16 protein-coding genes are annotated in these 24890 nt (G+C 61.0%); 6 read left to right on the plus strand and 10 right to left on the minus strand.

Annotation, left to right across the window (positions count from 1 at the left end):
- The first annotated feature begins 31 nt into the window (after nucleotides 1–31).
- The 3 genes from BREU_RS05795 to BREU_RS05805 all read left to right on the plus strand — a co-directional run bounded on the left by BREU_RS05795 (nucleotide 32) and on the right by BREU_RS05805 (nucleotide 7265).
- Nucleotides 32–2311, plus strand: a complete 2280-nt coding sequence (locus BREU_RS05795) for a glycoside hydrolase family 3 protein (RefSeq protein WP_223847929.1) — start codon at nucleotides 32–34, stop codon at nucleotides 2309–2311.
- 145 nt (nucleotides 2312–2456) lie between these two features.
- Nucleotides 2457–5813: an endo-beta-N-acetylglucosaminidase gene (locus BREU_RS05800; RefSeq protein WP_181162059.1), complete on the plus strand. Its 3357-nt coding sequence runs from the start codon at nucleotides 2457–2459 to the stop codon at nucleotides 5811–5813.
- Nucleotides 5814–6137: 324 nt separating this feature from the next.
- On the plus strand, nucleotides 6138–7265 hold the full coding sequence (locus BREU_RS05805; protein ID WP_044088791.1) for a LacI family DNA-binding transcriptional regulator: 1128 nt from the start codon (nucleotides 6138–6140) through the stop codon (nucleotides 7263–7265).
- Between the two features lie 134 nt (nucleotides 7266–7399).
- On the opposite strand, the gene BREU_RS05810 is transcribed toward BREU_RS05805, so the two are convergent.
- The 6 genes from BREU_RS05810 to BREU_RS05835 all read right to left on the minus strand — a co-directional run bounded on the left by BREU_RS05810 (nucleotide 7400) and on the right by BREU_RS05835 (nucleotide 14601).
- Complete coding sequence (locus tag BREU_RS05810) at nucleotides 7400–8635, minus strand: AGE family epimerase/isomerase (protein ID WP_044088792.1); 1236 nt, start codon at nucleotides 8633–8635, stop codon at nucleotides 7400–7402.
- 58 nt (nucleotides 8636–8693) lie between these two features.
- Nucleotides 8694–9992, minus strand: a complete 1299-nt coding sequence (locus BREU_RS05815) for a glycoside hydrolase family 125 protein (protein ID WP_044088793.1) — start codon at nucleotides 9990–9992, stop codon at nucleotides 8694–8696.
- Nucleotides 9993–10270: 278 nt separating this feature from the next.
- Complete coding sequence (gene fucP, locus BREU_RS05820; RefSeq protein ID WP_044095858.1) at nucleotides 10271–11650, minus strand: L-fucose:H+ symporter permease; 1380 nt, start codon at nucleotides 11648–11650, stop codon at nucleotides 10271–10273.
- A 180-nt stretch (nucleotides 11651–11830) separates the two neighbouring features.
- Nucleotides 11831–12220 carry a VOC family protein gene (locus BREU_RS05825; protein WP_044088794.1) on the minus strand — a complete coding sequence of 130 codons (390 nt, stop codon included), beginning with the start codon at nucleotides 12218–12220 and terminating at the stop codon, nucleotides 11831–11833.
- A 201-nt stretch (nucleotides 12221–12421) separates the two neighbouring features.
- Nucleotides 12422–13318: a carbohydrate kinase family protein gene (locus tag BREU_RS05830; protein ID WP_044088795.1), complete on the minus strand. Its 897-nt coding sequence runs from the start codon at nucleotides 13316–13318 to the stop codon at nucleotides 12422–12424.
- A 68-nt stretch (nucleotides 13319–13386) separates the two neighbouring features.
- On the minus strand, nucleotides 13387–14601 hold the full coding sequence (locus BREU_RS05835; protein ID WP_044088796.1) for an ROK family transcriptional regulator: 1215 nt from the start codon (nucleotides 14599–14601) through the stop codon (nucleotides 13387–13389).
- A 271-nt stretch (nucleotides 14602–14872) separates the two neighbouring features.
- Between BREU_RS05835 and BREU_RS05840 the strand changes: the two genes are divergently transcribed.
- Nucleotides 14873–15793 (plus strand): ROK family protein, encoded by a 921-nt coding sequence (locus BREU_RS05840; protein WP_044088797.1) that lies wholly within the window; start codon nucleotides 14873–14875, stop codon nucleotides 15791–15793.
- A 70-nt stretch (nucleotides 15794–15863) separates the two neighbouring features.
- Here BREU_RS05840 and BREU_RS05845 read toward each other — a convergent pair whose 3' ends face one another.
- Nucleotides 15864–16988, minus strand: a complete 1125-nt coding sequence (locus tag BREU_RS05845) for an ROK family protein (protein ID WP_044088798.1) — start codon at nucleotides 16986–16988, stop codon at nucleotides 15864–15866.
- Between the two features lie 370 nt (nucleotides 16989–17358).
- On the opposite strand from BREU_RS05845, the gene BREU_RS05850 reads away from it, so the two are divergent.
- A complete protein-coding gene (locus tag BREU_RS05850) occupies nucleotides 17359–18630 on the plus strand; it encodes an N-acetylglucosamine-6-phosphate deacetylase (RefSeq protein WP_044088799.1) in 1272 nt (423 codons plus the stop codon).
- 162 nt (nucleotides 18631–18792) lie between these two features.
- Here BREU_RS05850 and BREU_RS05855 read toward each other — a convergent pair whose 3' ends face one another.
- Both BREU_RS05855 and BREU_RS05860 read right to left on the minus strand, forming a co-directional pair.
- Nucleotides 18793–19314 (minus strand): NUDIX hydrolase, encoded by a 522-nt coding sequence (locus BREU_RS05855; RefSeq protein ID WP_044088801.1) that lies wholly within the window; start codon nucleotides 19312–19314, stop codon nucleotides 18793–18795.
- Nucleotides 19315–19644: 330 nt separating this feature from the next.
- Entirely contained in the window at nucleotides 19645–21240 is a 1596-nt protein-coding gene (locus BREU_RS05860; protein ID WP_044088802.1) for an aminopeptidase P family protein, read from the minus strand.
- Between the two features lie 165 nt (nucleotides 21241–21405).
- On the opposite strand from BREU_RS05860, the gene BREU_RS05865 reads away from it, so the two are divergent.
- Entirely contained in the window at nucleotides 21406–22815 is a 1410-nt protein-coding gene (locus BREU_RS05865; protein ID WP_223847930.1) for a TrkH family potassium uptake protein, read from the plus strand.
- A 59-nt stretch (nucleotides 22816–22874) separates the two neighbouring features.
- Here the strand turns inward: BREU_RS05865 and BREU_RS05870 are convergent, their stop codons facing one another.
- A complete protein-coding gene (locus tag BREU_RS05870) occupies nucleotides 22875–23975 on the minus strand; it encodes a hypothetical protein (RefSeq protein ID WP_223847931.1) in 1101 nt (366 codons plus the stop codon).
- Nucleotides 23976–24890: the final 915 nt, after the last annotated feature.

The following is a 24890-nucleotide window of genomic DNA, read 5'->3' on the forward strand; positions in this document are numbered from 1 at the left end:
CGATTGCCACTATGGAGAGAAAAGGGAAAATATGATTGCCAGCAACGTCGGCATGGCCGCTGTGGACGGACGGCACGGTCGAGCGTCCATTGACCGGTTGATCGCATCGATGAGTTTCCGTGAGAAGGTTGGACAGCTCAACCAGCGTCTGCTCGGTTGGAAGACCGTGCGCCGGGATGCGTCCGGCAGGCTTGTGGCCACTGATGAGCTCAAACGTGAAATTGACCGCTGGGGCGGTCTGGGAGTGCTGTATGGACTGATGCGCGCCGACCCGTGGTCGGGCCAGCATTGGGGCAACGGCATCCGCCCTGAGGAGCGCGGCGAAGCGGTCGCGCTTATTCAGAACACCGTGCTCGAACGCGGTGCGCATGGCGTAGGCGTGCTGTTGAGCGAAGAGGCGCCGCATGGCCATCAGGCGCTTGGCGGCACCGTGCTGCCGACGAATCTCGGTCTTGGCGCCACGTTCGATCCCGAGGGCGTGCGGCAGGCCGAATCGGCGGCCGCGGCTGAACTGGCCGCCAGCGGCGTGCACATCGCGCTGGTCTCCGGACTCGACATCGCCCGAGATCCGCGATGGGGACGCTGCGAGGAATGCTTCGGTGAGGATCCGCTGATGGCTGAACGCATGTGCGAGGCCATTGTGCTGGGCATGCAGGGTGAACACCGCTCCAAGGTGGGCCATGGGGGAGTGGCCGTAGTGCTCAAGCATCTGGCTGCACAAGGCGAGGCCGTTGGCGGCCGCAACGGGCAATCCGCCGTACTGGGCACTCATGACCTTCACGAAATCCATCTGCCGCCGGTCGCCGCGGGTGTGCGCGCCGGTGCCCTGGGCTTCATGGCTGCCTACAACGATATCGATTCGATGCCATGCTGCGCCAATCCATGGCTGCTCAAGGATTATCTGCGGACCCAACTCGGATTCGACGGCATCGTGATGGCCGATGGCCTGGCCGTGGACCGTCTTGAAGACATGGCCGCCTCCATTCCCGCCGCAGGGCGCGCCGCGCTGCTCGCTGGCGTCGACGTATCCCTATGGGATGAGGGATTCACCCACCTTGAGGAATACGCGGATGACGAACAGGTGTCGAATGCCGTCGACACGGCATTGCGCCGCGTGCTGGAGCTCAAAGACATGTTCGGTCTTCTGCCTGAAGACGGTGCCGATGCCGCCTCGATCGCCGTGCCGGACGCCAACGCCATCGCTCAGGCCACGCAGCAGGGGCGTGAACAGGCGAAACGCATGGCTCGCGAGGCGATGACATTGCTGGATGACCCATCATCCACTGCCTCGCTTGATGATATCCGCGCCCTGATGGTCGATGCCCAGGCAGGGCCGGTGATTGTCGCGGGCCCGTTTGCTGACGATTTCGGATGTTTCCTGGGTGATTACACCGCGCCACTGCCCGCCGATGAACAATCGAGCGTATACCGGCAGCTGGTTGCGCGTCTCGGAGAGAATCGGGTCCTTCTGGCCGCCAAAACGAACGATGTGCCGGCTTCGGAATGGGCGCGGGCGGCGGCCGTGGTGTTCGTCTGCGGCAGCACCAGCGAACGCAGCTACGATAGCGAATTCGACGACAATGGTGCCGCGAAGGCGGTTGCCGAATATGGCGCCACCTGTGGTGAAGGCGTGGACCTGTCCGATATCCGTCTGCCTTGGCATCAGGATGACGTGCTGGACGAAGTGACGGCATTGACCGCAGCCCCGGTCGTGTCCGTGACGGTCTGCGGCAGAGCCCATGTGCTGACCCACGTGATGGAGCGCTCCGCGGTTACGATTTGGGCAGGATACGCCGGCCAGTATGGTCCGCAGGCAGTGGCTGACGTGCTTGTCGATGGAGCCGGCCTTCCGGGACGTCTTCCGGTGACGCTGCCAGCCTATCCCGCGGCCATTCCGGTGCGGTATAACGACCGGCAGAGCGCCGCTCACGTCTATAAGGACGCAGCCGAGCCTGTGCTGCGCAGCTTCGGGTTCGGAGCAGGGGCGATGGCAGGAGTGGCGTTTGATGATATGCATATGGATGCGCAATCCCATCTAGGTGAGTTGGTCGTGCGGGGTACGGCGACGGCCGGAGCCTGTGCCGCTTCCGGTGCAGTGAACCTGTTCGCGCACGTCAGTGGCGGCCGGCGCATCCCACGTTTGGCGATGCTCGTCGACTCGACATACGTGTCGATGGAGGCGGGCGAACGCCGCGACATCACGTTCCACGTCCCCTCCGAACGTCTGCGGGACGCCGGCGATGGCCAGGTACGCGTGACCTGTTCGTTGGAAGCGGGTATGGGCGATTCAGCCACCGTGACACTGGAGTAGGCCAAAAGGCACTACGGAAAATGTGGGGTGTGATGCGCTGGAACCGCGTCACACCCCCGATGACGAGCCATCGGCCCGTCATCCGCGCAACCTGCAAGGCTGCGGGTTGTCACCCGATAGAAGGAAACAACGAAGGAGATTATAGATGAGATTGTCATCAGGCGATCCAGCCGGGCGTATCTCCGCCCGGAACCAACACAGGAAATGGCTGCGGAGCGGTTTGGCTGCAGTGCTGTCGATGGCGACGCTGGCGGCATTGGCGGCTCCGGCGAGTGCCACCGACACGATGCCATGGGGTGGCCAGTATGCCGATACCAGCCATCCCGAGCAGGCGGCAGGAGCCAACCAGCCATATCAGCATGGTTACACCGGTCTGGATATTCTGAACTGGAACCCGGCAGCGGACAAGGATTCAGAGTATCTGCGTTCCCGTGTGCCGTTGCAGACCCGCATCGCCGCCAATGCCGCGACTCAGAAGGACCCGAACCTGCCCGCCGACACGGAGATGTTCAACCTCGCCGGCGATTACGGCAACGCATTCTTCGAATCCTTCCATGACAACAACGTGTTCTCGCAGTACCTGTTCAACTACTGGCAGTACACCGACTACTACGGTACGTGGCACGGCCAGCCGACCGCGAACACACCAAAGAGTCTGTATGACGAGAAGGCCCAGTCCGATTGGACCCAGAAGTGGTTCGAGTTCGGCACGCTGAATCTGCCGAACGCCGCATACACGAACGCCGCCCACAAGAACGGCGCGAAGTCCATCGCGACAATATTCTTCTCCGGCAACGACCGTGGCGAGCAGACATACCGGGACCTGCTGCAGGGCAAACGCGACGACGGCACCTACCCTGTGGCCGACAAGCTGGTGGAGATCGCCAAATACTACGGATTCGACGGCTACTTCGTCAATCAGGAATCCAACGTTGATGCCGCGGATGTCCCGGCGTTCCAGGACTTCATGAAGCAGATCGTCGATCAGGGCATCTATATCCAGTGGTATGACTCCGCAGTCTATCCGGACGGCTATGTGAGCTACCAGAATATGTTCAACGATGCCAACTCGCCGTGGGTGCAGGATGCAGCCAAGGGCAAGGTCTCTGATTCCATCTTCCTGAACTACTGGTTCAGCGGCAATATGCTCAAGGATTCGGCGGACCATGCCAGCAGCCTCGGCATCGATCCGAAGACGTCGGTGTTCGCGGGCATCGAGGCAGGAAAAGAGAAATTCGACAACATTTCCTCGAACGCCAACTATATGAACGTCAATCTGGACGCCGACGGCAAGCCGTACGTGAGCATCGCCGCACTTGGCGCCGACTTCGTCTCCCATGAGCTGGGTGATGACAAGAAGGTCTATCCCAAGTACCAGAACCAGGTATTCGACCGCGAACGCCGTCTGTGGACCGGTTCATCCACCGGTGAGGCCGATACCACCGACATCGCCGACCCATACATTGACGACGGCACGAGCGACGACGGATGGAAGGGCTTCGCCTCGCAGATCGCCGAACGCTCGGTCATCGGCGGAACCGTCTTCTCCACGTCATTCAACACTGGCCACGGCCTCGAATGGCGCGACGGCGGCAAGCAGACCAGCGACCAGCAGTGGGGCAATATCAACCTTCAGGACATCCTGCCGACCTGGCAGTGGTGGATCGATGCCAAGTCCGACCCGCTCGAGGCCGACTTCGACTACGGTACCGACTACGTGGCGGCCCCGCGCTTCACGTATGCCAAGGTCGGAGCCTATGAAGGCGGCGATTCGCTCGTCCTGAGTGGCAAGCTGTCCAGCGACAACACGATGCGTCTGTACAAGACCGACTTGGACGTCACCGGCGGCACCAAGATCGATCTGACGTACAACAAGCTCTCATCCGATGACTCTAAGCTGCAGCTCGCGCTGATCTTCGCCGACGACACCAATGCCGTCGTGCCGGTCGATGTCGCCGACGGTGCTAAGACCGACGGATGGAAGACCGTGACCGCAGACCTGTCCCAGTATGCGGGCAAGAAGATCGCAACGCTCGGTCTGATCGTCAAGGCTGGTGCAAACCCCATCGACAACTATCAGGTGAACATCGGCAAACTCACTGTGAGCGATGGGGCGGCGCATACCCCGGCGACTCCGACTGGCTTCGCCGTCGAACGCGCCTACGCCGATTCCGACGAGCTTACCGTCAAGTGGGATATCGACGACTACTCGACCACAAAGAACTACCTGCTCTACCTCGACGACACGTTCCTCGGCGGCCGCTACGACGACACCCTATACGTCAAGCACCTGCCCGCCAAGACCGGCACCCTCAGGTTGTACGCCGTGGGAGCGGACGGCTCCCGCTCGCTCGCCGCCGAAGCGCCGCTGAACGAGGCGGCATCCGTGTCCGGTGTGAAAGTCGAACCCGGCAAGGACGGCAAGGTCAAGGTCTCTTGGACGAACCCGCAGGTGTCTGGCGAGAAGACCGTCACCCTCGCATCCGACACCGGTTCGTGGCGCTATGCCGCGCAGCCGTACTCCCAAACGGTGAAGATCTCGGCTGACAAGACGGACGTGACCATTGACAACGCCCCTGTGGATGGTTCCCGTTATGTGCTGACCGTCGACAACGCCGGTGGTGCGGCCGCTACCGCAACTGGGAGCTTTGCCGATGCGACGATCGAGCCCTACCCGGCATGCTCGGTGACGTGGGATGGCGATAGCGTGACGCTGGTTCGCCCGCAAACCCAGGATTGGCGTTACCTGTACATGACCGAGAAGTGGACCGACGAGAACGGCGATGCGCAGAGCAGGGAACTGGGTGCAACCTACACCTATTCACAGCAGACCCCGCCGATCACCGGCATCATCCGAGGCCGTACCAAGCCGGCGTCCTACACCCAGAGCATTGCGACCGGCCATGAGCTGTGGGTGCAGGTCGAGGACTACAGCGGCAACAAGACCGAGCCGGTGAAGATCCCGACGGCCGATGAGATTGCGAAGGGTTGCACCGTCGCCGATCCGACCCAGCCGGATGCCGCAAAGTCCACCCTGACCGCCGTAGACGGCGAGGCTGCCGCGGATGGCAAGGCCACGCGTACCGTGACCGCCGCCGTCAAGGACTCCTTCGGCAACCCGTTGACCGGCACGGATGTCGCTTTCGTGCTGCCGGACGGGGTTACCACAGCCGAAGGCAACACCTCGATCGCAACTGACGCCTCCGGTGCCTCGACGCTGAACGTGGTGTCCGCCAAGGCCGGCAAGTACACGATCAAGGCCAAACTCGGCGATGCCGAGATCGGCGAGGGTGTGACGGTCGAGTTCAAGGAGGTGCCAGCCACGGACGACAAGCCGGACAAGCCTAGCGACGAGACCGATACAGGCAAGAAGCCCGAGACGTCTGACACATCCAAGGACAAACTGGTCAATACCGGTGCCTCCGTGGCTGTCGTCGCAGCCGGTGCCGTGGTTCTGCTCGTCATTGCCGGTGCCGTCGTCATGGTGCGCAAGCGCATGTGATTCGCGGTGACTGACAGGCCCTGTGTCTGACAGGAAATCGAAGGGCGGTCTCCCTCTAGCGGGATGCTAGGCGTCCTCCGGTTCCCTTGCCGGATGTGGGGCCTGTCAGTCGTTCCTGCGTATGTGTGTCTCCATACGAGACACACATACGCCACAGCGCGCAGGCGTCGGGCATATAATAATTGGAATGCGATACTAAAACGCTTTAGCAATACGGTACAATTTATAGTTATTGTTGCTGGAGATATGATTGGTCTTCCGCTATGTTGCGGGTGCAGGTCATAGACCCATGACCTCATCGACGTCGGAGCGAACGGGGGAGTTATGAAGTCCGTCCAAGAGCATGTGCCGCAGCCGGCATCTCAGTTATCCTCCGGTTCATCGCGCGTGAGTCTCAAGGATATCGCCGATGCCCTTGGCATTTCGCCGACGGCGGTGTCCTTCGCCATCAACGATCGGCCAGGGGTGTCGGCGGAGACCAAGAAACGAGTCAAAGAGGCCGCTGCGAAGTTGGGATGGCAGCCGGTATACGCCGCGCAGGCGCTGGGTTCCTCGAAGACCATGACCGTGGGGTTCGCTCCGGCGCGTTTCAAGCAGGGGCTCAACGAGGAAGCCTTCATGCTGCACTTCATGGCCGGCGTGCAGGCTTCGCTGAGTCTCAAGGGCTACGGCCTGCTCTATCGGCCATGCTCATCCGCCAAGGAGGAGCTTGCGGTGTACCGGGATTGGGCCTCCCGCAAACGAGTGGACGGTGTCATCCTGGTCGATCTGCGCGTCGATGACCAGCGGCCGAAGCTGATGAACGCATTGGGCCTGCCTGCAGTGCTGGCCGGCGGTCCGGATCCTGACAATCTGGTGCCTTCGCTGTCCATCGACGATTCGAAAACCATGGACACCATCCTCGAGCATCTGCGGAAGATGGGGCATCGTCGCATCGCGTACCTCTCCGGCGACCCCTCACTGGACTATTCGCGCGGACGTGAGGCGGCGTTCCGGCAATTCGCGAACAAGTACGGTCTTGATGACATCCATATCGACTACACCTACTTCGATTCCAGCGTGGCGTCCGAAATGACATTGAACCTGCTGCAATCGCCGCAGCCTCCCACCGCGTTCATCTACGAAAGCGAGACCTTGGCCGCCGAGAGTCTGCATTCCATCACCGAATGGTATGTGCTGGACAATTACGAACGCACCGTGCAGGGTGTCGGTGAGCTGACAGGTCCCCGATACCCGTTCAACCTGCCCGCGATCGTCAGCTTCGAGGACAGCTTCGTATGCGAGGCCGCATATCCATCGATCACTTCCGTGCATCGTGACGCGAGCGAATACGGCTCGAAGATCGCGAAACTGCTGCTGAAGATATTCGCGGGGGAGAAGGTCTCCGGCAACCGCAAGATCCTGACACCCAGTTTGGTTGTCCGCGACAGTACCTCCCGCACTATCAACTGACACTCAACTGACACTCCGGTCGAGGCTGGTCACGAGTCTGGTCGCGAAGTTGGCCGCGAGCCCGGCCAATCGAAATGGTGAAGCCCCTGTCCCGGGCAATCGGGACAGGGGCTTCACCATAGGTCGCGAACGTATCAGGCGGCGTTCTTGACGGCGGTGGCGATGGAGACCGCCGGGTCGAGGAACGGGATCAGCGTGGACTGGAAGGCATGGTAGAGGTCGGATTTGCCGGGCCAGACGGTGCCGATGACCTTGTTGTCCTTGTCGAGCTGGTGGAACCAGGAGCCGCCCTCGTGGTCGATGAGATGCTCATCGACGTACTGCGCGAACGTGGCATACCAGTCGGTGTACTCCTCCTTGCCGGTCGCGGCATACAGAGTCGCGGTGGTGTTGAGCGCTTCGGCGAGCGTCCAGTGCATGCGATCGGTGACCACGGGCTTGCCGCTCCAGTCGGTCGTGTAGGCGAGGCCCACGGTGCCGTCCGCGTTCCAGCCGTCTGCCACGGCGCGCGCGAACAGCTGTTCGGCGGCCTCGATGTACGGCTGCGCGCCCTCCAGATTGGCGAAGGAGCTCAACGCCCACTGGGAGATCAGGCGGGCCCATTCGATGCCGTGGCCGGGGGTGGCGCCGTACGGCTTGAACTGGTCATCCTTCTTGTCGGCGTTGAACTCCAGGTCGACGGACCAGTCGGACTTGAAGTGCTCGGGGATACGCCATTCGTTGGCCTTGGCCCATCCGATCACATGGTCGATGATGCGGCCGGCGCGCACGCGGTACTTGTTGTCGCCTGTGGCGTCCGCCACGGCGAGGAACGCCTCCGTGGTGTGCATGTTGGCGTTGAGGCCGCGGTACGGGTCGAGCTCGGTGAACTCGGTGTTCCAGGTGTCCACGGCCAGACCGGTCTCGTCGTCCCAGAAGCGCTTGTCGAACGTGGCCAGCGCCTCATCGAGCAGCTCCTTGGCTCCCGGACGTCCCGCGAGCAGCGCGGAGGATGCGGCGAGCATCACGAAGGCGTGCGTGTAGCAGATCTTGTCTGCGGCGGGGGAACCGTCCTCGTTGACCTGCGGATACCAGCCGCCGTTGACGTCATCATGCAGAATGCCGGTCAGACCCTTCAATGCGGCGTCCACGAGCTTGTCCGCGCCCGGGTAGCCAAGCAGAGATCCAATGGAATACACGTGCGCCATGCGGCAGGTGATCCAGGTCTGCACGCCCTGTGCGGGGTCGAGCGAGCCGTCGGCGTTCAGCCAGCCGGAACCGCCGTTCGGCGCGGGGAAGCCCTTGCCGAACTTCAGCAGCTCATAGGACTCCGAAGCCATGAAGATGCGGTTGGCTTCGGTACCGAGCACATAACGTGGATTGGTGGTCATTTGCTTTGCCTTTCCTTGTTTCCTGTTATCTCTGATCAAGAATCCGAATCGTCGTTGATCACCGCTTGACGCGGATGTCGAAATAGTCCATGACCAGCTCGCAGAACATCATATTCGACCAGCTGAACCACTCGCGCGTGTACTTCGTCGGGTCATCCACATCGATGCCTTCATGCATCAGATGCGTGCCGGCATCGGTGGCCACGAGACGGTCGAGGATATGGGCCTCGTACTCCTTGTCTCCGCTGGTCATCGCCTCGACCGCCAGCGCGATCGGCCACACGTATCTCGGCGGCGTGTGAGGGGAGCCGATGCCTTTGAGGTACGTGCCCTCGTAGTAGTAGGGGTTCTCGTCGCTCAGCAGCGTGCGGCGGGTGGCTAGGTAGGTCGGGTCGTCCGGCTCGCAATATCCCAGATACGGCGCGGCCATGAGGTCGGGCACGTTGCTGTCGCCCATGATGTTGTAGTGTCCGAGTCCGTCGGTCTCGAAGGCGTAGATCGTCTCGCCGTTGCGATTCCTGGTTTTGCCGTAGGCTTCGATACCGTCGTGCACCGCGACGCGCAGCGCATGGGCGCGCGAGACGACCTGCGGGTCGTCGAGGATGTCGCCGCCGAAGATGCGCTCCAGGTAATCCATCACCACGACCACAAACATGTTCGACGGCACCAGATAATGGTAGGTGCAGGCGTCGTCGCTCGGACGGAAGCCGGACCAGGTCATGCCGGTGACGGCCACCGGGGTGCCTCGGCCGTCGTTGTCCAAGGATTCGGTGGGGATGTCCGTGTCGCGGATGAAGAAGTACGGCGAGCGTGTATGGTCCTGCTCGGTCTCGAACACGTCGAGGATCTTGGCGACCCCGTCCACGAACTCCTGGTCGAACTGGTCGGTTCGTCCGGTGTTGGCGTACAGCAGCCATGCGAGCTGGATCGGATAGCACAGGGAATCTACCTCGTACTTGCGTTCCCACAGCCAGGGGCTGGAGAAGTTCGACTGGTCGTTGGGGTCCCATGTGTGCCCGTTGGGCTCCTCATTGAAGGCGTTCGCATACGGGTCGATGTTGATGTAGCGGAACTGCTGTCGCACCAATCCGCAGATCATGTCGGCCAGCTCCGGGTCGTCCTTGGCGATGACGAGATAGGGGCGGACCTGCGCGGTGGAATCGCGCAGCCACATGGCGGGGATGTCGCCGGTCAGCAGGAACGTGGTGCCGTCCTCATGGCGCTTGACCGTGGTGGTCAGGGTGTTGGCGAAGCAGGCGTTGAAGTTCTCCGCCCAATCGGCATGTTCGCTGCCGCACAGGTCGGTGATGTGACGCATGAAGTCCTGCACCGACTTCGGTACTGCGATATCTGTCATATGATCCAACTTCTTTGTCTTGGGGATACTCGTATGGAACACGGATTATTCTAAACCGCTTTAGTTGTTGACACGCCAACGTTTTCGCAACTCTTCCGTTGAGCTGCATTGGTGCTGGACTGCTGCCATGCTGCTGCCATGCTGTCGTTGCGCCAAAGGTTCTCGCCATAAGAAAAGCCCCGCCAAGGCGGGGCTGGAACAGTGGGACTAGATAGCGGGGCCGGGCAGTGGGAACCTGTTTGCCGAATCAGGGAACCGGAACTGCCGGCAGATGACTGTCAGTTGGCGATCTCGCCCTTTTCGGTCATCTCCTTGAGCTGTGCCGGGGTGTACTTGTCGCGCTTGAATTCGGAAACGAAGTACAGGCCCACGATCAGCAGCTCGATGGCCGGCAGGATGAACGAGAACTGCATGGTGGTCGCATCGGAGAGCGCGCCCTGAGCCATCGGCAGGATCGCGCCGCCGACCAATGCCATCACGATGATGGCGCCGGCGGTCTCGGTGTGACGACGGTCCTCGACGGTCTTGAGCGTACGCGAGTAGATCGTCGGCCAGCCCGGGCCCAGCAGCAGGCTCACGATCACCGCGAGCCAGACGGACGCCATGCCGGGGACGAACGCCGTGCCCACGAGCACCACGAAGCCTGCGATCATATACACTGCGAGCACGCGGGTCTCGCGGAACTTGGACAGCAGATAGCTGGCGGAGATACGACCAACGAAGAAGATGATGTAGCTGACGATCATGTAGTTCGCGGCGTCACGGTCGGTGATCGGCGCGCCCGCCTTCTCGGATACGTTGAGCGCGAGACGGATCGTGAACGACCAGATGCCGGTCTGGGCGCCGATGTAGATGAACTGCACCAGGATGCCCTGCCAGAAGCGTCCATTATGGGCGAGGTACGTCATGGTTTCGCCCAACGTGGCCTTGGCCACATCGCCGGACTTGGTCTGCGGACGGCACTTGGGGAACTTCACGATCGCGAACAGCACGATGAACAGCAGCATGATGGCCATGACGACCATGTACGGCTGCAGGGTGCGCCCAAGCTGCTCCGAAGCGAGGTCGATGGCGGCCTGCGGATCGGTCTTGCGCAGCTTCTCCATCTCGGTGTGCAGGTTGGAGTCCTGGAACACCAGATACTTGCCGAGCAGGATGCCGGTGAGCAGACCGAGCGCGTTCATGGTCTGCGCCACGTTCAGGCGAAGTGTGCTCAGACGCTTCGGGCCGAGCAAGGTGGCGTAGGTGTCGGCTGAGGTCTCCAGGAAGCTCAGACCGATGGCCTCCACGAAGATGGCGAACAGGAAGACGTAGGTCACGAGGCGCGAGGCGGGGAAGAAGATGAAGCAGCCGAGCGCGAAGAACGCGAGGCCGGTCATGATGCCGATCTTGTAGCTGGTCTTCTTGATGAACAGCGATGCGGGGATGGCGATGATGAAGTAACCGGCGTAGAACGCGCTTTGCACGAACGCGGTCTGCATGTCGGACAGCTCGAAGACGGCCTTGAACTGGGTGATGAGCACGTCGTTGAGGCTCGAGGCGATCGCCCAGAAGGCGAACAGCACCGAAGTCATCGCGAACTGCAGTACTGGCGTACGGTCGAGGTATCCGTCGGGGCTTTCCACCCACGCCACTTTCTTGGATGAGGTGTTGTCCATGATTGTGTATCCCTTGGTTATGTATCTCTTGGTTGTGTATGGACGTGAAGCTGTATGGCGATTGATATGGGCGAATGCGCGCGGTGATGCGGCATTCGCATGCGGTGATGGTATGGATGCGGCTTCGGGCGACAGCGCCGGGGCGGTGCAGGTCCCGGAGCCGTCGCCGTCGTGGGCCTGCTACATGATCTGGCAGAACTCGATGACCTCGTGGTTCGGGCCCAGGACGTTGAAGTATCGGATGCCGTGCTCCCAGAACGTGTCGATGTGCTGGATGGAGCCCTCCACGAAGTCAAGTCCGAGCTTCTGGGCTTCGGCGAACGAGGCTTCGATGTCGGTGGAGTCGAGGGCGAAGTGGTTGATCGCGCCGTTCTCCATCGGGGTCGGGTCCATGGTCCACACTTCTAGCGTCAGATTGTTCAGACGCAGGAACGTGCAGCGGTCCTCGCCGTTGGGATAGATGCCGAGGCATTCGAAGCCGAGGCGCTCGTAATAGGCGATGGTGCCTTCGAGGTCGGTGGTGGGGATGCCGACGTGCTGGACTCCGGTGACGGTGTCGCGAATGGACATGGTTTCTCCTTTGAATTGATGGTGGGTTGATTGTCGTTGATGTTCCAGAGTGGAAGAGAGCGACCTCGAACGAGGTGCGAAAGGGGCGCCGTTGTCCCTTCCACACCTCGACCGAATGGAATCGCAGGTCAGAGGGACCGCGATCCTTTTATGGGATATGGGTTGTGTATTGGTTGGGTTGGTTGGCCGGAGGGATGTCGGTCACTTGCCGGCTTCGGCGAGGTAATCGGGCATCTGCTCCGGGTACGCCGGCCATGCGCCGGACTGGGTGCACACATAGGCCGCGGTGTTGACGGCCTTGCGGTGTGCGACCGCGAGCGGATCGCCCAGCAGCGTGCGTGCGGTGAAGGTGCCGGAGAAGGAGTCGCCGGCACCGACGGTGTCCACCACTTCGACATGGGGGGTGTCCAGCGTGGAGGACTCGCCCTTGCGGGAGATGATGGTGGAGTAGGCGGAGCCTGCGGTCAGGATCACGTAATCCAGGTTGAACTCGTCGAGGAACCAGCGGGAGGCGTCCTCGCCGGAGGTACCGCGGATGTCGAACATGTCGCGCAGCAGGAGCAGCTCCTCATCGTTGATCTTGAACACGGTGGCGTAGCCGAGCAGCTCCTGGATGAGCTCCTTGGAGTAGTGGTCGCCGCGCAGGTTGATGTCGAAGAACTTCATCGCGCCGGGCTTGGTGTGCTTGAGCAGCTCGGTGATGGTGGCGTGGGTCTCGGGGGAGCGCAGTGCCAGGGTGCCGAAGCAGATGGCGTCCGCCTTGGAGACCACGTCGATGAGCTGGCGGGTGTACAGGATGTGGTCCCATGCCACGCCCTTGACGATGGTGTATTCCGGGATGCCGTTCTTCAGAGCGACTTCGACGGTGGAGGTCGGCCAGGCGTTGCGCTGGATCACGGTGTTGATTCCGGCTTCGTCTGCCTTGGCGACGAGCTCGTCGCCAAGCTCATCCTCGCCCACCGCGCTGATGGCCCAGCCTTCGGCGTCATTCTTCATCGCGTGATAGGCGAAGTTCACGGGGGCGCCGCCCGCTCGTTTGCCGGTTGGCAGCATATCCCACAGCAGCTCGCCGAGGCTGAGGACGATTGGGGTGGTCATGGTTGGTTCCTTTCATTGGGTTGTGATCAATGCGTATAAAAAATCGTTTAGTGGCGCGAATCCTGCACCTAGGAGACATCGAAGAACACCGAGGGGTGCTCTAGGAATTCCGTGACCGCCACGGCTGCCGCGCCGGAGACGGCGGCATCCGCGGACAGTGTGGACAGCGTGATGGAGGTGGATGTGAAGATCTCGGGGATGGACCGTTCTTTGACCGTGTCGAGCACGGTATCCAGAAGCATCGTGCCCGCCTCGGCCACGATGTCTCCGATGATGATGTGTTCCGGGTTGAAGCCGTTGAAGATGGTGACGCATCCGTAGCCGACATACCGTGCTATGGATCTGACCAACGACACGGCCTGTGCGTCGCCGTCCTGGGCCTTGGCGAACAGTGCCCGTGCCGCATCGGTGTGTGTCATGACGGAGGCTTCGGGGATGACGGTGCCTTCTTCGATGAGCATGGCATGGATGGCCGGGGTGGAGCAGTAGCGCTCCAGGCAGCCGACGTTGCCGCAGTCGCAGGGTTTGCCATTGACGTCGATGGAGATGTGCCCGATTTCCGTGGCCGCGCCGAGGTGGCCATTGATCAGGCGCCCGTTCTCGATGACTCCGAGCCCGACGCCTTCGCCGATGAGGTAGTAGGCGAGGTTCTCGTTGGATTTGACTGCCGGGTCGAACAGGAAATGAGCCAATGCTCCGGCGCGGGCGTCTTGCTCGACGAACACCGGCACACGGAAGGCGGACCCGAATTCATGCACGAAGTTGATTCTGCGCCAGCCCTGCATGCTGGATACCACGGCGGTGCGCCCCTCGTTGCGCAGGTATGGACCCGGCACTGCCATGCCGATCGCCACGATGGTCGGATCGATGTCGATCAGTTCGGCAAGACGGCGGTGGATGATGATGGCGGTGTCGTCGATGGTGTCGTCGTATACGGTGGGCAATGACTCCAGGGAGATTGCGTTGCCGCGAAGGTCGAATACGCCGATCTGCACCAGCGAGCGCGCGAATTTCACGCCGATGATATGGAACTGGGTGGTATCGAGCTTCAGGCCGATGGACCGACGGTTTTTGGAGCCTTCGATGTCTCCGGTCTCCTCGATGACCCCCGCCTCGATGAGACGCGCGGTGATTTTGGTGATGGCCGCGGGGGTCAGATCCAGTGCCTTGGCGATCTGCGCCCGGGAGCTGATGCCGTGGTGGTACAGATGCTGAAGGATGCGGGAGCGATTGGACTCGGAGACGCTGGCCTGCGAAGTGGCGTGTTTGACTTCGAATGCCATGGGTCCTCCTTATCTGCTCCCTTGCGAGTGATCACGTCCGCTCGTCGTCGAACATCATCTTTGAATCTGAACTTGATTAAGATATTAACGTTGTTAATTGATTTACGCAATCAATTAACAACGTTCGGCGTGTCGCGGAATCGTGTGCTGTTTGCTAATTTGTTAAGAATGTTGTCAATACTCCGGGGCACACTGATCATGGATTTGCGCATGGAATCATGCGCGTATGCATGACAGTGTTGGTTCAACGGGGAGCTGAAGGAGCCAGGCCATGATTGAGCAGGTCGACAATGCGAATAGGAGCCGCATCGGCGTCGATGTGGGTGGCACGAAGATCGAGGCGGTGCGGTTGGACGCGTCCGGCCTCGTGTGTGAGTCGGCGAGGATTCCCGCACGGCCGGGCAACGAGGCCGTAATCGAGGACATCGTGTCCGCGGCCGCACGGGTGTGCGGTGGCGATTTCCAGCATGTGTCCTCCATCGGCATCGGTACCCCTGGACGGGTGGATCATCGGACCGGGCATGTGGACAACATCGTCAACCTGTCGGTGACTTCCTTGGACATGGGGCCGCTGGTTGAAGCGTGTACCGGAGTCGCGACCCATGTGGAGAACGACGTGAACGCCGCCGCGTTGGGCGCGGCTGCGGTGCTTGGCGGGACGCAGGGGCTTCCCGGCACCGTGGCTTTCCTGAACTTCGGCACCGGACTTGCTGCCGGTCTGGTGCAGGATGGTGCTGTGTTGCATGGATTCAGCGGAGCCGCCGGAGAGGTAGGGCATATCCCCGTTGAGCCGCATCGCTTCAAGTGCCCGTGCGGACAGTATGGCTGTCTGGAAACGGTATGCTCCGGTTCCGCAGTGGCGCGTCTATGGCCTGAGGCCGACCCTGCGATGCCGGACCTGATCCGACGTGCGAGGAAGCGCGAGTCTAAGGCCGTGGATGTGCTGGACATGGTGGTTCGGGCCATCGGAGACACGATTCAGATCGTGGCTCAATCAGTGGATCCGGACGTCATTGTGCTCGGCGGCGGCATGGCGAAGACCGGTAAGCCCCTGGTCGAGGTGATTACCTCGGAACTGCGCCGCAGGGAGGGGCAATGCCGGTTCCTGGCGGGATTGGATCTTCCGGGCCGGCTGCGGCTGGCGCCGCTGGACCGACCCGTCGGCGCCATTGGCGCGGCGGTCGCGGTCTGAGGGCAGGATGCATGCGGCGTTGAGGTGATGGCGGGACTGGGCTGTGCCGGATGCGGATTGCGTGAAACGCTCAGTAGCCGAGATAATCGGAGAGTACGGCGATCGCCTCGCCTTGGACGGTCATGTCCGCGCCGCATTCGCACCGTCGCACGATGGTGTGCTTATGGAATGTCGAGGATGTGCTGGCATCAAGGTACGACTGTGTGGCGTCGATGAATGTGTCGTTGACGATGTCGGGCCATCCATAGACACAGACGTCCGCCATATCCAACAGACCGACCGGCATGGAAAGCGCCTGTCCGAGGTGTCTGCCGGCCTGGCTGAGGATGGCGATTCGTTGGCACTCGCTGGCGTTGGCCAGCTTTTTCCTCAGGATGCTGCCTGAGATCATGGTTTCCAGACAGCCGCGCTTGCCGCAGGGGCATTGCGGACCGTCGAGATCGATCGATATATGGCCGATCTCGCCTGCCGCATGCATTTCGCCGGTGACGGGCGCGTCGTTGATGAGGATGGAGGAGCCTATGCCGCTGTCGATGCGTACGAACAGCATGTTAGGGTCCCCCTGCCCGAAGAACCGTTCGGCGAGCATCGCGGCTGTGGCGTCATTGGTCACGGTCACGTCGATGCCGAAGGTGTCGAGCAGCGGTTCGGCGAGATTCAAATCGTGCCATCCGCGCAACGTGGAAGTCCTGATGGTGCCTCCGTCCACCACGCCCGGCGAGGCGATGCCGATGCCGATGACCTCTCCTGATGCCATTGACAGCATCTTCTCGATGAGTTCGCTGATCGTCTCGATGGAGACCTGGGTGTCTTCCTTCACGGTGATTTCCGCGTGACGCAGTGACTGCCCGAGAAGATTGGTGACTGCGCCGTGCAGGATGTGCTCCTGTGCCAGGTCGAGGCTGATGATGTTCAGCCGGTCGATGTCGACGCTGACCAGCGTGCCGCGTTTGCCTTTACCGCCGCTGGGGGCTTGCCCGGTCTCCCTGAGTAGCCCCTCGCCCAGCATCTGGTTGACCACGTCCGAGACGGCGACCCGGCTCAGTCCTGTGCGGCGCCCGAGTTCCGCACGCGAGTACTGGTTGGTGGGGAACAGCAGCGAGAAGATGAGCCTGCGGTTGTTCCGCCGGACGTCTGCCGGCGAGGCCTTGGCCGGGCGGATCGGTGACGGTGAGGCGACTCCAAAGAGCGACATGCATTCCCCCTTCTGGATGAACATGTGGTCCGTGCAACGGCTTCCGGTATTGTGCGTGAGGGCCGTATGCTGAAGTCCGTTCACCGTTGATTCTGTTACGAAACTTCACTAACGTTTAACCAGTTTACCTCAGATCTCAGGAGCGCATGCGCTGAAAACACCGGTTTCAGGCAAGTCCAAAATTGTAACTAACATTAACAAAAAGGAGCCAGCGTGCCTTCTGGAGCGTCGGGGCGAAGCGTAGCAGAATGTGACGTGGAAGTTGCCATCGCACACGTACCGGATGCTGTCGTCGAAGATGGCCGGCTGCGGTTCCAAGGGCGATACGCATTGAGGGCCTGCGTCATATGCAGGGAAGGAGCATGGAGACATGTCGAATAGGACCGAGACCGTTACACGGGTTACCGCTGCGCTCGAAGGCGCGCCGTCAGCGTTTGCCGTCCGCAACGCGCGCAAAGTGGATGCGCGCGGAGAACGCAGCGGATATTGGATGGTGGCCGATGCGTCCGGCGTCATTGTGGCGACCGGAACCGATGAGAGCGCCTTTTCGGAAGCCTGCGCCGCTGCCGGGGTCTCCGGTGATGGTTCAGTGTTGGATGCCGATGGCCGCATTCTGGTTCCGGGCTATGTGGACATCCATGCGCATGGCGCTTGGGAGAAGAGCTTCGACGACGGTCCGGAAGGCATCGATGTGGCGCGTACCGGCCATGCCGTGCACGGCACCACCCGACAGGTGCTGTCACTGATCACCAATCCGGTCGACGTGATCTGCCGCAACATCCGCACCGTGCGGGACAAGATGGCTTCCGGCCGTCCGGATATCCTCGGATGCCATCTGGAGGGGCCGTTCCTCGCACTGGCGCGCAAGGGTGCCCATGACCCGAAATGCCTGAAGGATCCGGTTCCCGAAATCGTCGATGAGATGCTCGAGGCGTCCGGCGCGGCTGATGGCAGCCGCGGATGCATCCGCCAGATCACCATCGCCCCTGAACTGCCGCATGGCATTGGAGCCATCCGCCAGTTCGCCGCCGCCGGAGTGGTCCCCGCTGTGGGGCACTGCGATGCCGACTATGAGACGGCACAGGCGGGATTCAATGCCGGGGCGGGCATCATGACGCATATGTTCAATGCGATGAACGGGCTGCATCATCGCAACCCGGGCCCGATCCCGGCTGCTGTGGAGGATCCGCGCGTCACCATCGAACTGATCAATGACGGTTTCCACGTGCAGAATCCGATGGTCAAGCTCGGATTCGGGTTCGCTCCACACCGCATCGCCTTCGTGACCGATGCCATGGCCGCCACCGATTGCCCGGATGGCGCCTACAAGCTTGGAGAGTTGGATGTGAATGTGGTGGACGGCCACGCCCGACTGGTCTCCAACGGCGCCATCGCCGGCTCCACGCTGCTGCTTGAAGGCGCTGTGAGCCGTGCCGTGAATGAGCTCGGCATCAGTCCTGTGGCTGCGGTCGAGGCCGCGACGCTGACGCCGGCGAAGGCTTTCGTCTTCGACAGGCCCAATGAGGTCACCGGAGCACCGATTGGCCTGATTGCGCCCGGTTTCGCCGCCGATATCAACGTGCTCGATCCGCTGACCTGGAAGACCGAGCACGTCTGGTGCGCGGGCCGTCGGATCAAGTAGCCGGAGAAGCAGTTCGGTTTCCTCGGGATGCTGACGACAATGGGCTCCCCTCAGGCGAGGGGAGCCCATTGTTTCGGACTTGGCTGGTGAGTACTTGGCTGGTGAGTGCAAATCCGATTCCGATGGCCGATATCGGTGTTGCAGCCGGTATCAGTCCGTTAATCAGTACTGCTCGCCGTTGAACTGGAACAGGGCGTGAGCGTCGCCGTGCTTCTTGTTCTCGAAGTAGCGGTTGAACAGCTGCAGGCGCTCAACGGTGCTCGCCGCCAGTGGCTGGGGAAGCGCGTCCAGATCGAACCAACCCACGTTGAGGCTTTCCTCGTCGCCGACGAACGGCTTGTCATTGCCTCCCGGCTTCACCGTGCAGAGGAACGAATGATCCATGTACATGGTGTTGTCACCGTTGGCGTAGGTGATGACCTTGTCCGATGAGGTGACCGCCACCAGATCGGTGACGACGGCATCCACGCCAGTCTCCTCCTTGATCTCGCGCACCACCGTGTCCGCCGGCTGCTCGCCCGGCTCGTTGATGCCATAGACCATGGCCCACTCGCCAGTGTCCGAACGACGGCCCAGCAGCAGCTGGCCCTGATCGTTCAGCACGTAACCAGTCACGCCATTGAGCCATAGGAGATCATGGCCGATTTTCTTACGTAGTTCGAGTACGAATTCCGGAGTTGGCATGTCATATCCTTTCGATCGGCCATGATCCTTCGCGGCTGCCTGTGGTGCAGCCGCTCACTTCGCCTACGGTCAGCCCACTGGGCTGCCCGTTTGACGGCTCAGCATGGCCGATTTTCTTCCTCAGTTCGAGTACGAATTCCGGAGTTGGCATGTCATTTCCTTTCGCAGTAATAGGGCAGCAAGGCTCCCTCGCTAGTATCCTGCATCAGAGGTTCATTGATGTTATTCTTGGCTCCCCTTGTCAGGGGAGCTGGCCCGTGAAGCGGGTCTGAGGGGTAGTCCATGCGTCAGCGAATTGTTGACGCATGAACTGTAGGGAGCCTCATGACGTCACTTGGAAGCGGCGGCGCGCTCGGCCATCCACTGTTCGACCTCGTCGATCTGCTTCGGGATGCCTGCGGACATCCATTCGGGGCCGTGCTCGGTCATGAGCACGTCATCCTCGATGCGGATGCCGATGCCGCGGTATTCCGGCGGGATGAGCAGGTCATCCTCACGGAAGTAGAGTCCCGGTTCGATGGTGAACGCCATGCCTGGACGAATCGGCGCTCCCTGATAGGCCTCGAAGCGTGCCTGCGCACAGTCGTGCACATCGAGGCCGAGATGGTGCGCCACTCCGCATGCAAGCCAACGGCGATGCTGCTGGCCTTCGGGGGACAGCGACTCCTCCACGCTGACCGGCAGCAGACCCCATTCATGGAGACGCTCGGCGATCACGCGCATGCAGGCATGATGGATATCCGAGTAGGTGGCGCCTGGCTTGGCTGCCTCAAAACCGGCCTGCTGGGAATCCAGCACCGCCTGATACAGGCGCTTCTGCAAATCCGTGAACTTGCCATTCGTGGGGAAGGTGCGGGTGATGTCCGCAGTATATAGCGAATCGACTTCGACTCCGGCGTCGACCAGCAGCATGTCACCGCTCTTCACCACGCCAGTGTTGCGCATCCAGTGCAGAATCGGGGCGTGCGGGCCTGATGCAACAATGGAATCGTATCCTACGGTGTTGCCCAGTTCGCGGGAGACCGCGTTGAAAGCGCCTTCGAGGATGCGCTCGGAGCGGGGCTTGTCGAGAGCGGAAGGGAGCGTGGCCAGCAGCCGGTCGAATCCCTGCTTGGTGGCGTCCACTGCCTTGCGCAGTTCACCGATTTCGTAGGAGTCCTTGACCATACGGGCTTCGGCCGCGAACTCGTGCAGCTTGTCGTCGGCGGCCGAGTTCTTGTCCGGGTCATCGGAACCGTTGGCTTCGCGAATCGACTCCACCAAGGAGGTGATGGCGGGATCGGTTTCGCGGATGACGTGCACGCGAACGGCACCGGCCTCCGGGCCCACATCCTTAGACAGGGCGTCAGCCAGTTGCGCGATATCGTGGGTCTCGATACCGGTCATGGCGGTCATTTCCTTGAGGCCGGCGCGAGGGCCTACCCAGTATTCGCCATAATGCGCATTCATGAAGAAATCAGTGGTGGAATTGTCGGCGCGCGGCGCCACGAACAGTTCCGGAGTATGTGTACGACCCGCTTTGGCTTCAGGGGAGTCAGGGTCCACGGGGTTCAGCACCAGGACCGCGCCCGCCTCATAGTCCATGCCCAGGCCGCTGTAATAGGCGAACGTGGTATCCGGACGGAATGCGTAATCGCAGTCGTTGTTGCGTACCTTCGGCTGGCCTGCGGGGATTACCAGACGCTCGCCGGGGAACGCCTTGCCCAGCGCCTCGAGACGCTGAGGAGTGAACTTGGAAGATTCCAGCGGCTTGATGTCCGGTTCGTCATCCGCCCAACCGGTCCTCATGAACTCCTTGAACGCTTCGGAACGTGGACGGAGCGATCGATTGTTCACGCGATCGCTCATGTCCTGATCGTTGCCGGGTGCGTTTCTGCGCTCCTCGGCCTCGTACTCCTTGTCCTTGTCCGTGATCACTTCAGTCATGAACGCTCCTTATACGGTTCGTTGTTGATGGCATTGGCTCCCATAGTAGTCCGCGATGCAACGACGGATGCGGTATTGGGGGTAACAGTCCAAAATACGCCACTCGACTGTATGGGGCGGACGATGGCTTCGGCCTTGTACGGCGTCCGGATAGGATGATGCATTGTGGAGGCAAAGCGCAAAGCGAATGACGGAGTAGGGCGGTTCCATCAGCCACGGCCGAATGCCGGGCTGCCGCTGCCGGAGCGTATGCTCAGCCATCCGGGTCTGCTCACCATCGTCTATTTTCTGGGGCTTGTCGCCCTGATCACGGTATTGCTGCTCATTCCTGCAGCTTCACGCGAGCCCGGCTCCACATCGCCTTTGGTCGCCCTGTTCACAGCGGTCTCGGCCCTTTCCACCTGCGGCATACCGGTGGAGAACACAGCGACCCATTGGACGGTGTTCGGTCAGGCGATCATTCTCGTGGGCGTCCAGCTCGGCGGGCTTGGCGTGATGACGTTCGCGGCCATGATCACCTTGTTCCTGAACCGGAAAATGAACATCTCCCAGCAGCTGCTGACCGCGCGCGAAGTCGGCGTCACCAAGCTCGGCGAAGTCAAAGGCGTGCTTGCCGTGGTGTTCGCCACCACGTTCATCATGGAGGCGGTCACCTTCGCCGTGCTGCTACCCAGTCTGCTGAAATTCACCGGATACCGTTGGCGTACCGCGATATGGGAGGCGTTGTTCTATGCGGTCTCCTCGTTCAATAACACCGGCTTCACGCCGGATGCCTCCGGCCTGTACATCAACAGTTGGTCGGTGGGCATGCCGGTGATGATCAGTGCATTCCTCGGCACACTCGGTTTCCCTGTGCTGCTGGAGATCGGGCGGTCGATTCGCCGCCGCATCGCCCCTCGTCGATGGAGCCTGCACACCAAGCTCACGTTGGCCACCACCTTCCTGCTGGTCGGTGTCTCACTGCTGTGGTTCCTGGCCGACGAGTGGAACAATCCCGCACTGTTCGCCAATTCGGATGCTTCGGAACGATTGCGCGGTGCACTGTCCGCCGCGGTGATGCCGCGCTCCTCCGGTTTTGACCTGTCGTGGGTTCCGTGGGTGAGCGATGAGACGAAGCTGTATATGAGCGTTTCGATGTTCATCGGCGGAGGCTCCTCCTCGACTGCGGGCGGTATCCATGTGACCACGTTCGCAGTGCTGATGCTCACCATGATCACCACGTTCCGTGGCCGTGATGAGGTGACCGCATTCCGCAAGCGCATTCCCGGACGCATTGTGCGTTCGGCCATCAGCATGACGATGGCATGCGCTCTCGTGGTGTTCGTCGCATCTATGGCATTGATGCAGGTGACCGGTCGCTCCCTGACCGACGCCTTGTTCGAGACCTGCTCGGCCTTCAGCCTCGGCGGATACACGGTAGGGGTCGCGGATGCGAACAACCCTGCCACCATGCTCATCCTCGCATGCGTCATGTTCTTCGGGCGCATCGGTCCTATGACCATCGTCTATGCCATCAACAAAACCCGTGAGGCCGTCGCCATCCATTACCCGGACGAATCCGTGTCCGTAGGCTGAAATTCTCCCTCACTGCTCTCCCTCCTGTCTTCCCGCCTTGCCGCCTGTGGCGATTGTCCTCAGCGATTCTCCGCCGTTCCATCCAATTGGGGGATACCGGCGCGCAGGAGCTTCATGTTCAATGGCGTCTTTTCATAGACTTCGGCGTACGTCAGATGCACTATCTCGCTTGCTCCGGCACGCTTCAGCCCCGAATCCCGTTCGCGTTCCTTGGCCACTGTCTCATGGATGCTTCGGTTATCGGTCATCGACGGATCGACATACTTTCTCGAGCCGTCGTACTCGGCGACCACAATGCGTCCATTGCGAAGACGCCATACGAAATCAACCCGGTATTCCGCACCGTTCTTCGGATCCTGTACCGGAACCTGAATGTCGGGTACCACGAAACGTTCTTCGATCATCGTGCCGCGGGCCAACGATTCCCCGCCGTTTTCGCTACGTGGATTGGCGTGGCGGAGCAGTCGGAAGACCGGCGTGTAGTCCACGCACATGGTGCTGCATGCCTGGGTGATGTCGTTTGCACTCACTCCTTTTGCAAGCGCCGAATCGAAGAGCGGCAACGCAAAACGGAAGTCGTAGGTTCGTGCGCATTCAATGAGCGTGCTGGCGGGCGGTGTCACCAGCAGCCCGGTAGTTGGTTCTCGTACGGCAAGCGATGGGGCATTGGGCATGTATACGCGTTTCAGTTGACTATGGCGTTGTTGGGTGCCGTGACCTGTCGTCATGATCGAGATGGAGCCCTGATGCAGACACCATTGGTGTTCGAAACCATAGGCTGTCGCGGCGGTCAATCCTCCGAAGATCCAATGCGGATGGGCGTCGCCCAACGCTTTGGCTATATGCATGGTGCGTTCGGGAGGTGTGAGCGATAACCAGTACGTGGTGTCCGCATACAGACTTGGCGAACCTTTGTAGGTGTTTGTCAGTTCGCCTGCCTTGGCGCGTCTTTGCAGTGCCAGTTGCTCAGCGGGCACAGTGGAATACGCGCATCGCTGCTTTGACTGGGCGGCATGGATCAACTGCGTTACTGTCTTGTGTGTTTTCATGAACTCGACCGTATGCTGTGCCGCTACGTGGTGGCAAGCGTGATCGACCATTGTGGTTCCAGCTTCGCCGTGGTCAAGGCTTGGATGTCCAAATCGTTGGTATTCCGCCATTATCGCGGTCTATGGCTGGAACGTGAAAGCATGTTGAGTTATCCACATCGGCTGTATTGCAAGGAATTATCGAAGTGTCTCGATTTCGAGAGGCACGACCGAGGGGCGACGGATTGCCATGCGTGTTAGCTGTCCTTGACGGTCGGGCGTATATCCTGTGTTGGTGACTGGTGCTGCTAGTGGTCTGTCTCGTAAATAATTGAGGGATTCGGTTTTTCTCTCCCGGTCAGCTTCGCTGACAGCCCGTCCCGCAATCAGGGACACGCTGCGCGCGGCATCTGGCTGGTACGCCTGGCGGCTCACGCGTTGCCTACAGACAGCTCCGCTGTCTGCTTCACGGCACCGGTCCCGCAATCACGGACGCGCTACACGCGCGGCATCCTGCTGGCTCGCCTGTCGGCTCGCACGTTGCCTACAGACAGCTCCGCTGTCTGCTTCACGGCAACGTCCATCAGAGGGGGCCAGTACCGCTCAACCAATTGCGAGACAGACCACTGGCTTGTGGCTGGTGCTGGCTGTGACGTTTATAGGGCAGGGAATGGCCACTTGACTGCTGCGCAGCGAAGGCCTATGGGCAGGATATGGCCTTCTTACTGCTGCTGAGGCTTGGCGGCGAAGTTGTTTGGGCAAGTACTGGCCGTTTGACTGCTGTGTCGTGAAGCCATGCGGGCAAGTACTGGCCGGCTGACTTCGCTGGGAGCCGTCCGGCGATGGGAGCTGGGCAAGGACTGGCCCTGTTGCGTCGATGAGAAGCCTTGGCGAAGTCATCTGGCCAGTTCATGTCACGGCAGCTTCACTGAGAGCCCGTCAGTGAAGGAGCGATGACATGGACTGGCCCTTTGACTGCGGTGAGGGGTGTTTTCCGAAGGAGGATGGCCAGTCCCTGCCCTGCTGGCGTCGCTGGAATCGGTGGAA

It is taken from the genome of Bifidobacterium reuteri DSM 23975 (assembly GCF_000741695.1).
In the GTDB taxonomy this organism is placed as follows: domain Bacteria; phylum Actinomycetota; class Actinomycetes; order Actinomycetales; family Bifidobacteriaceae; genus Bifidobacterium; species Bifidobacterium reuteri.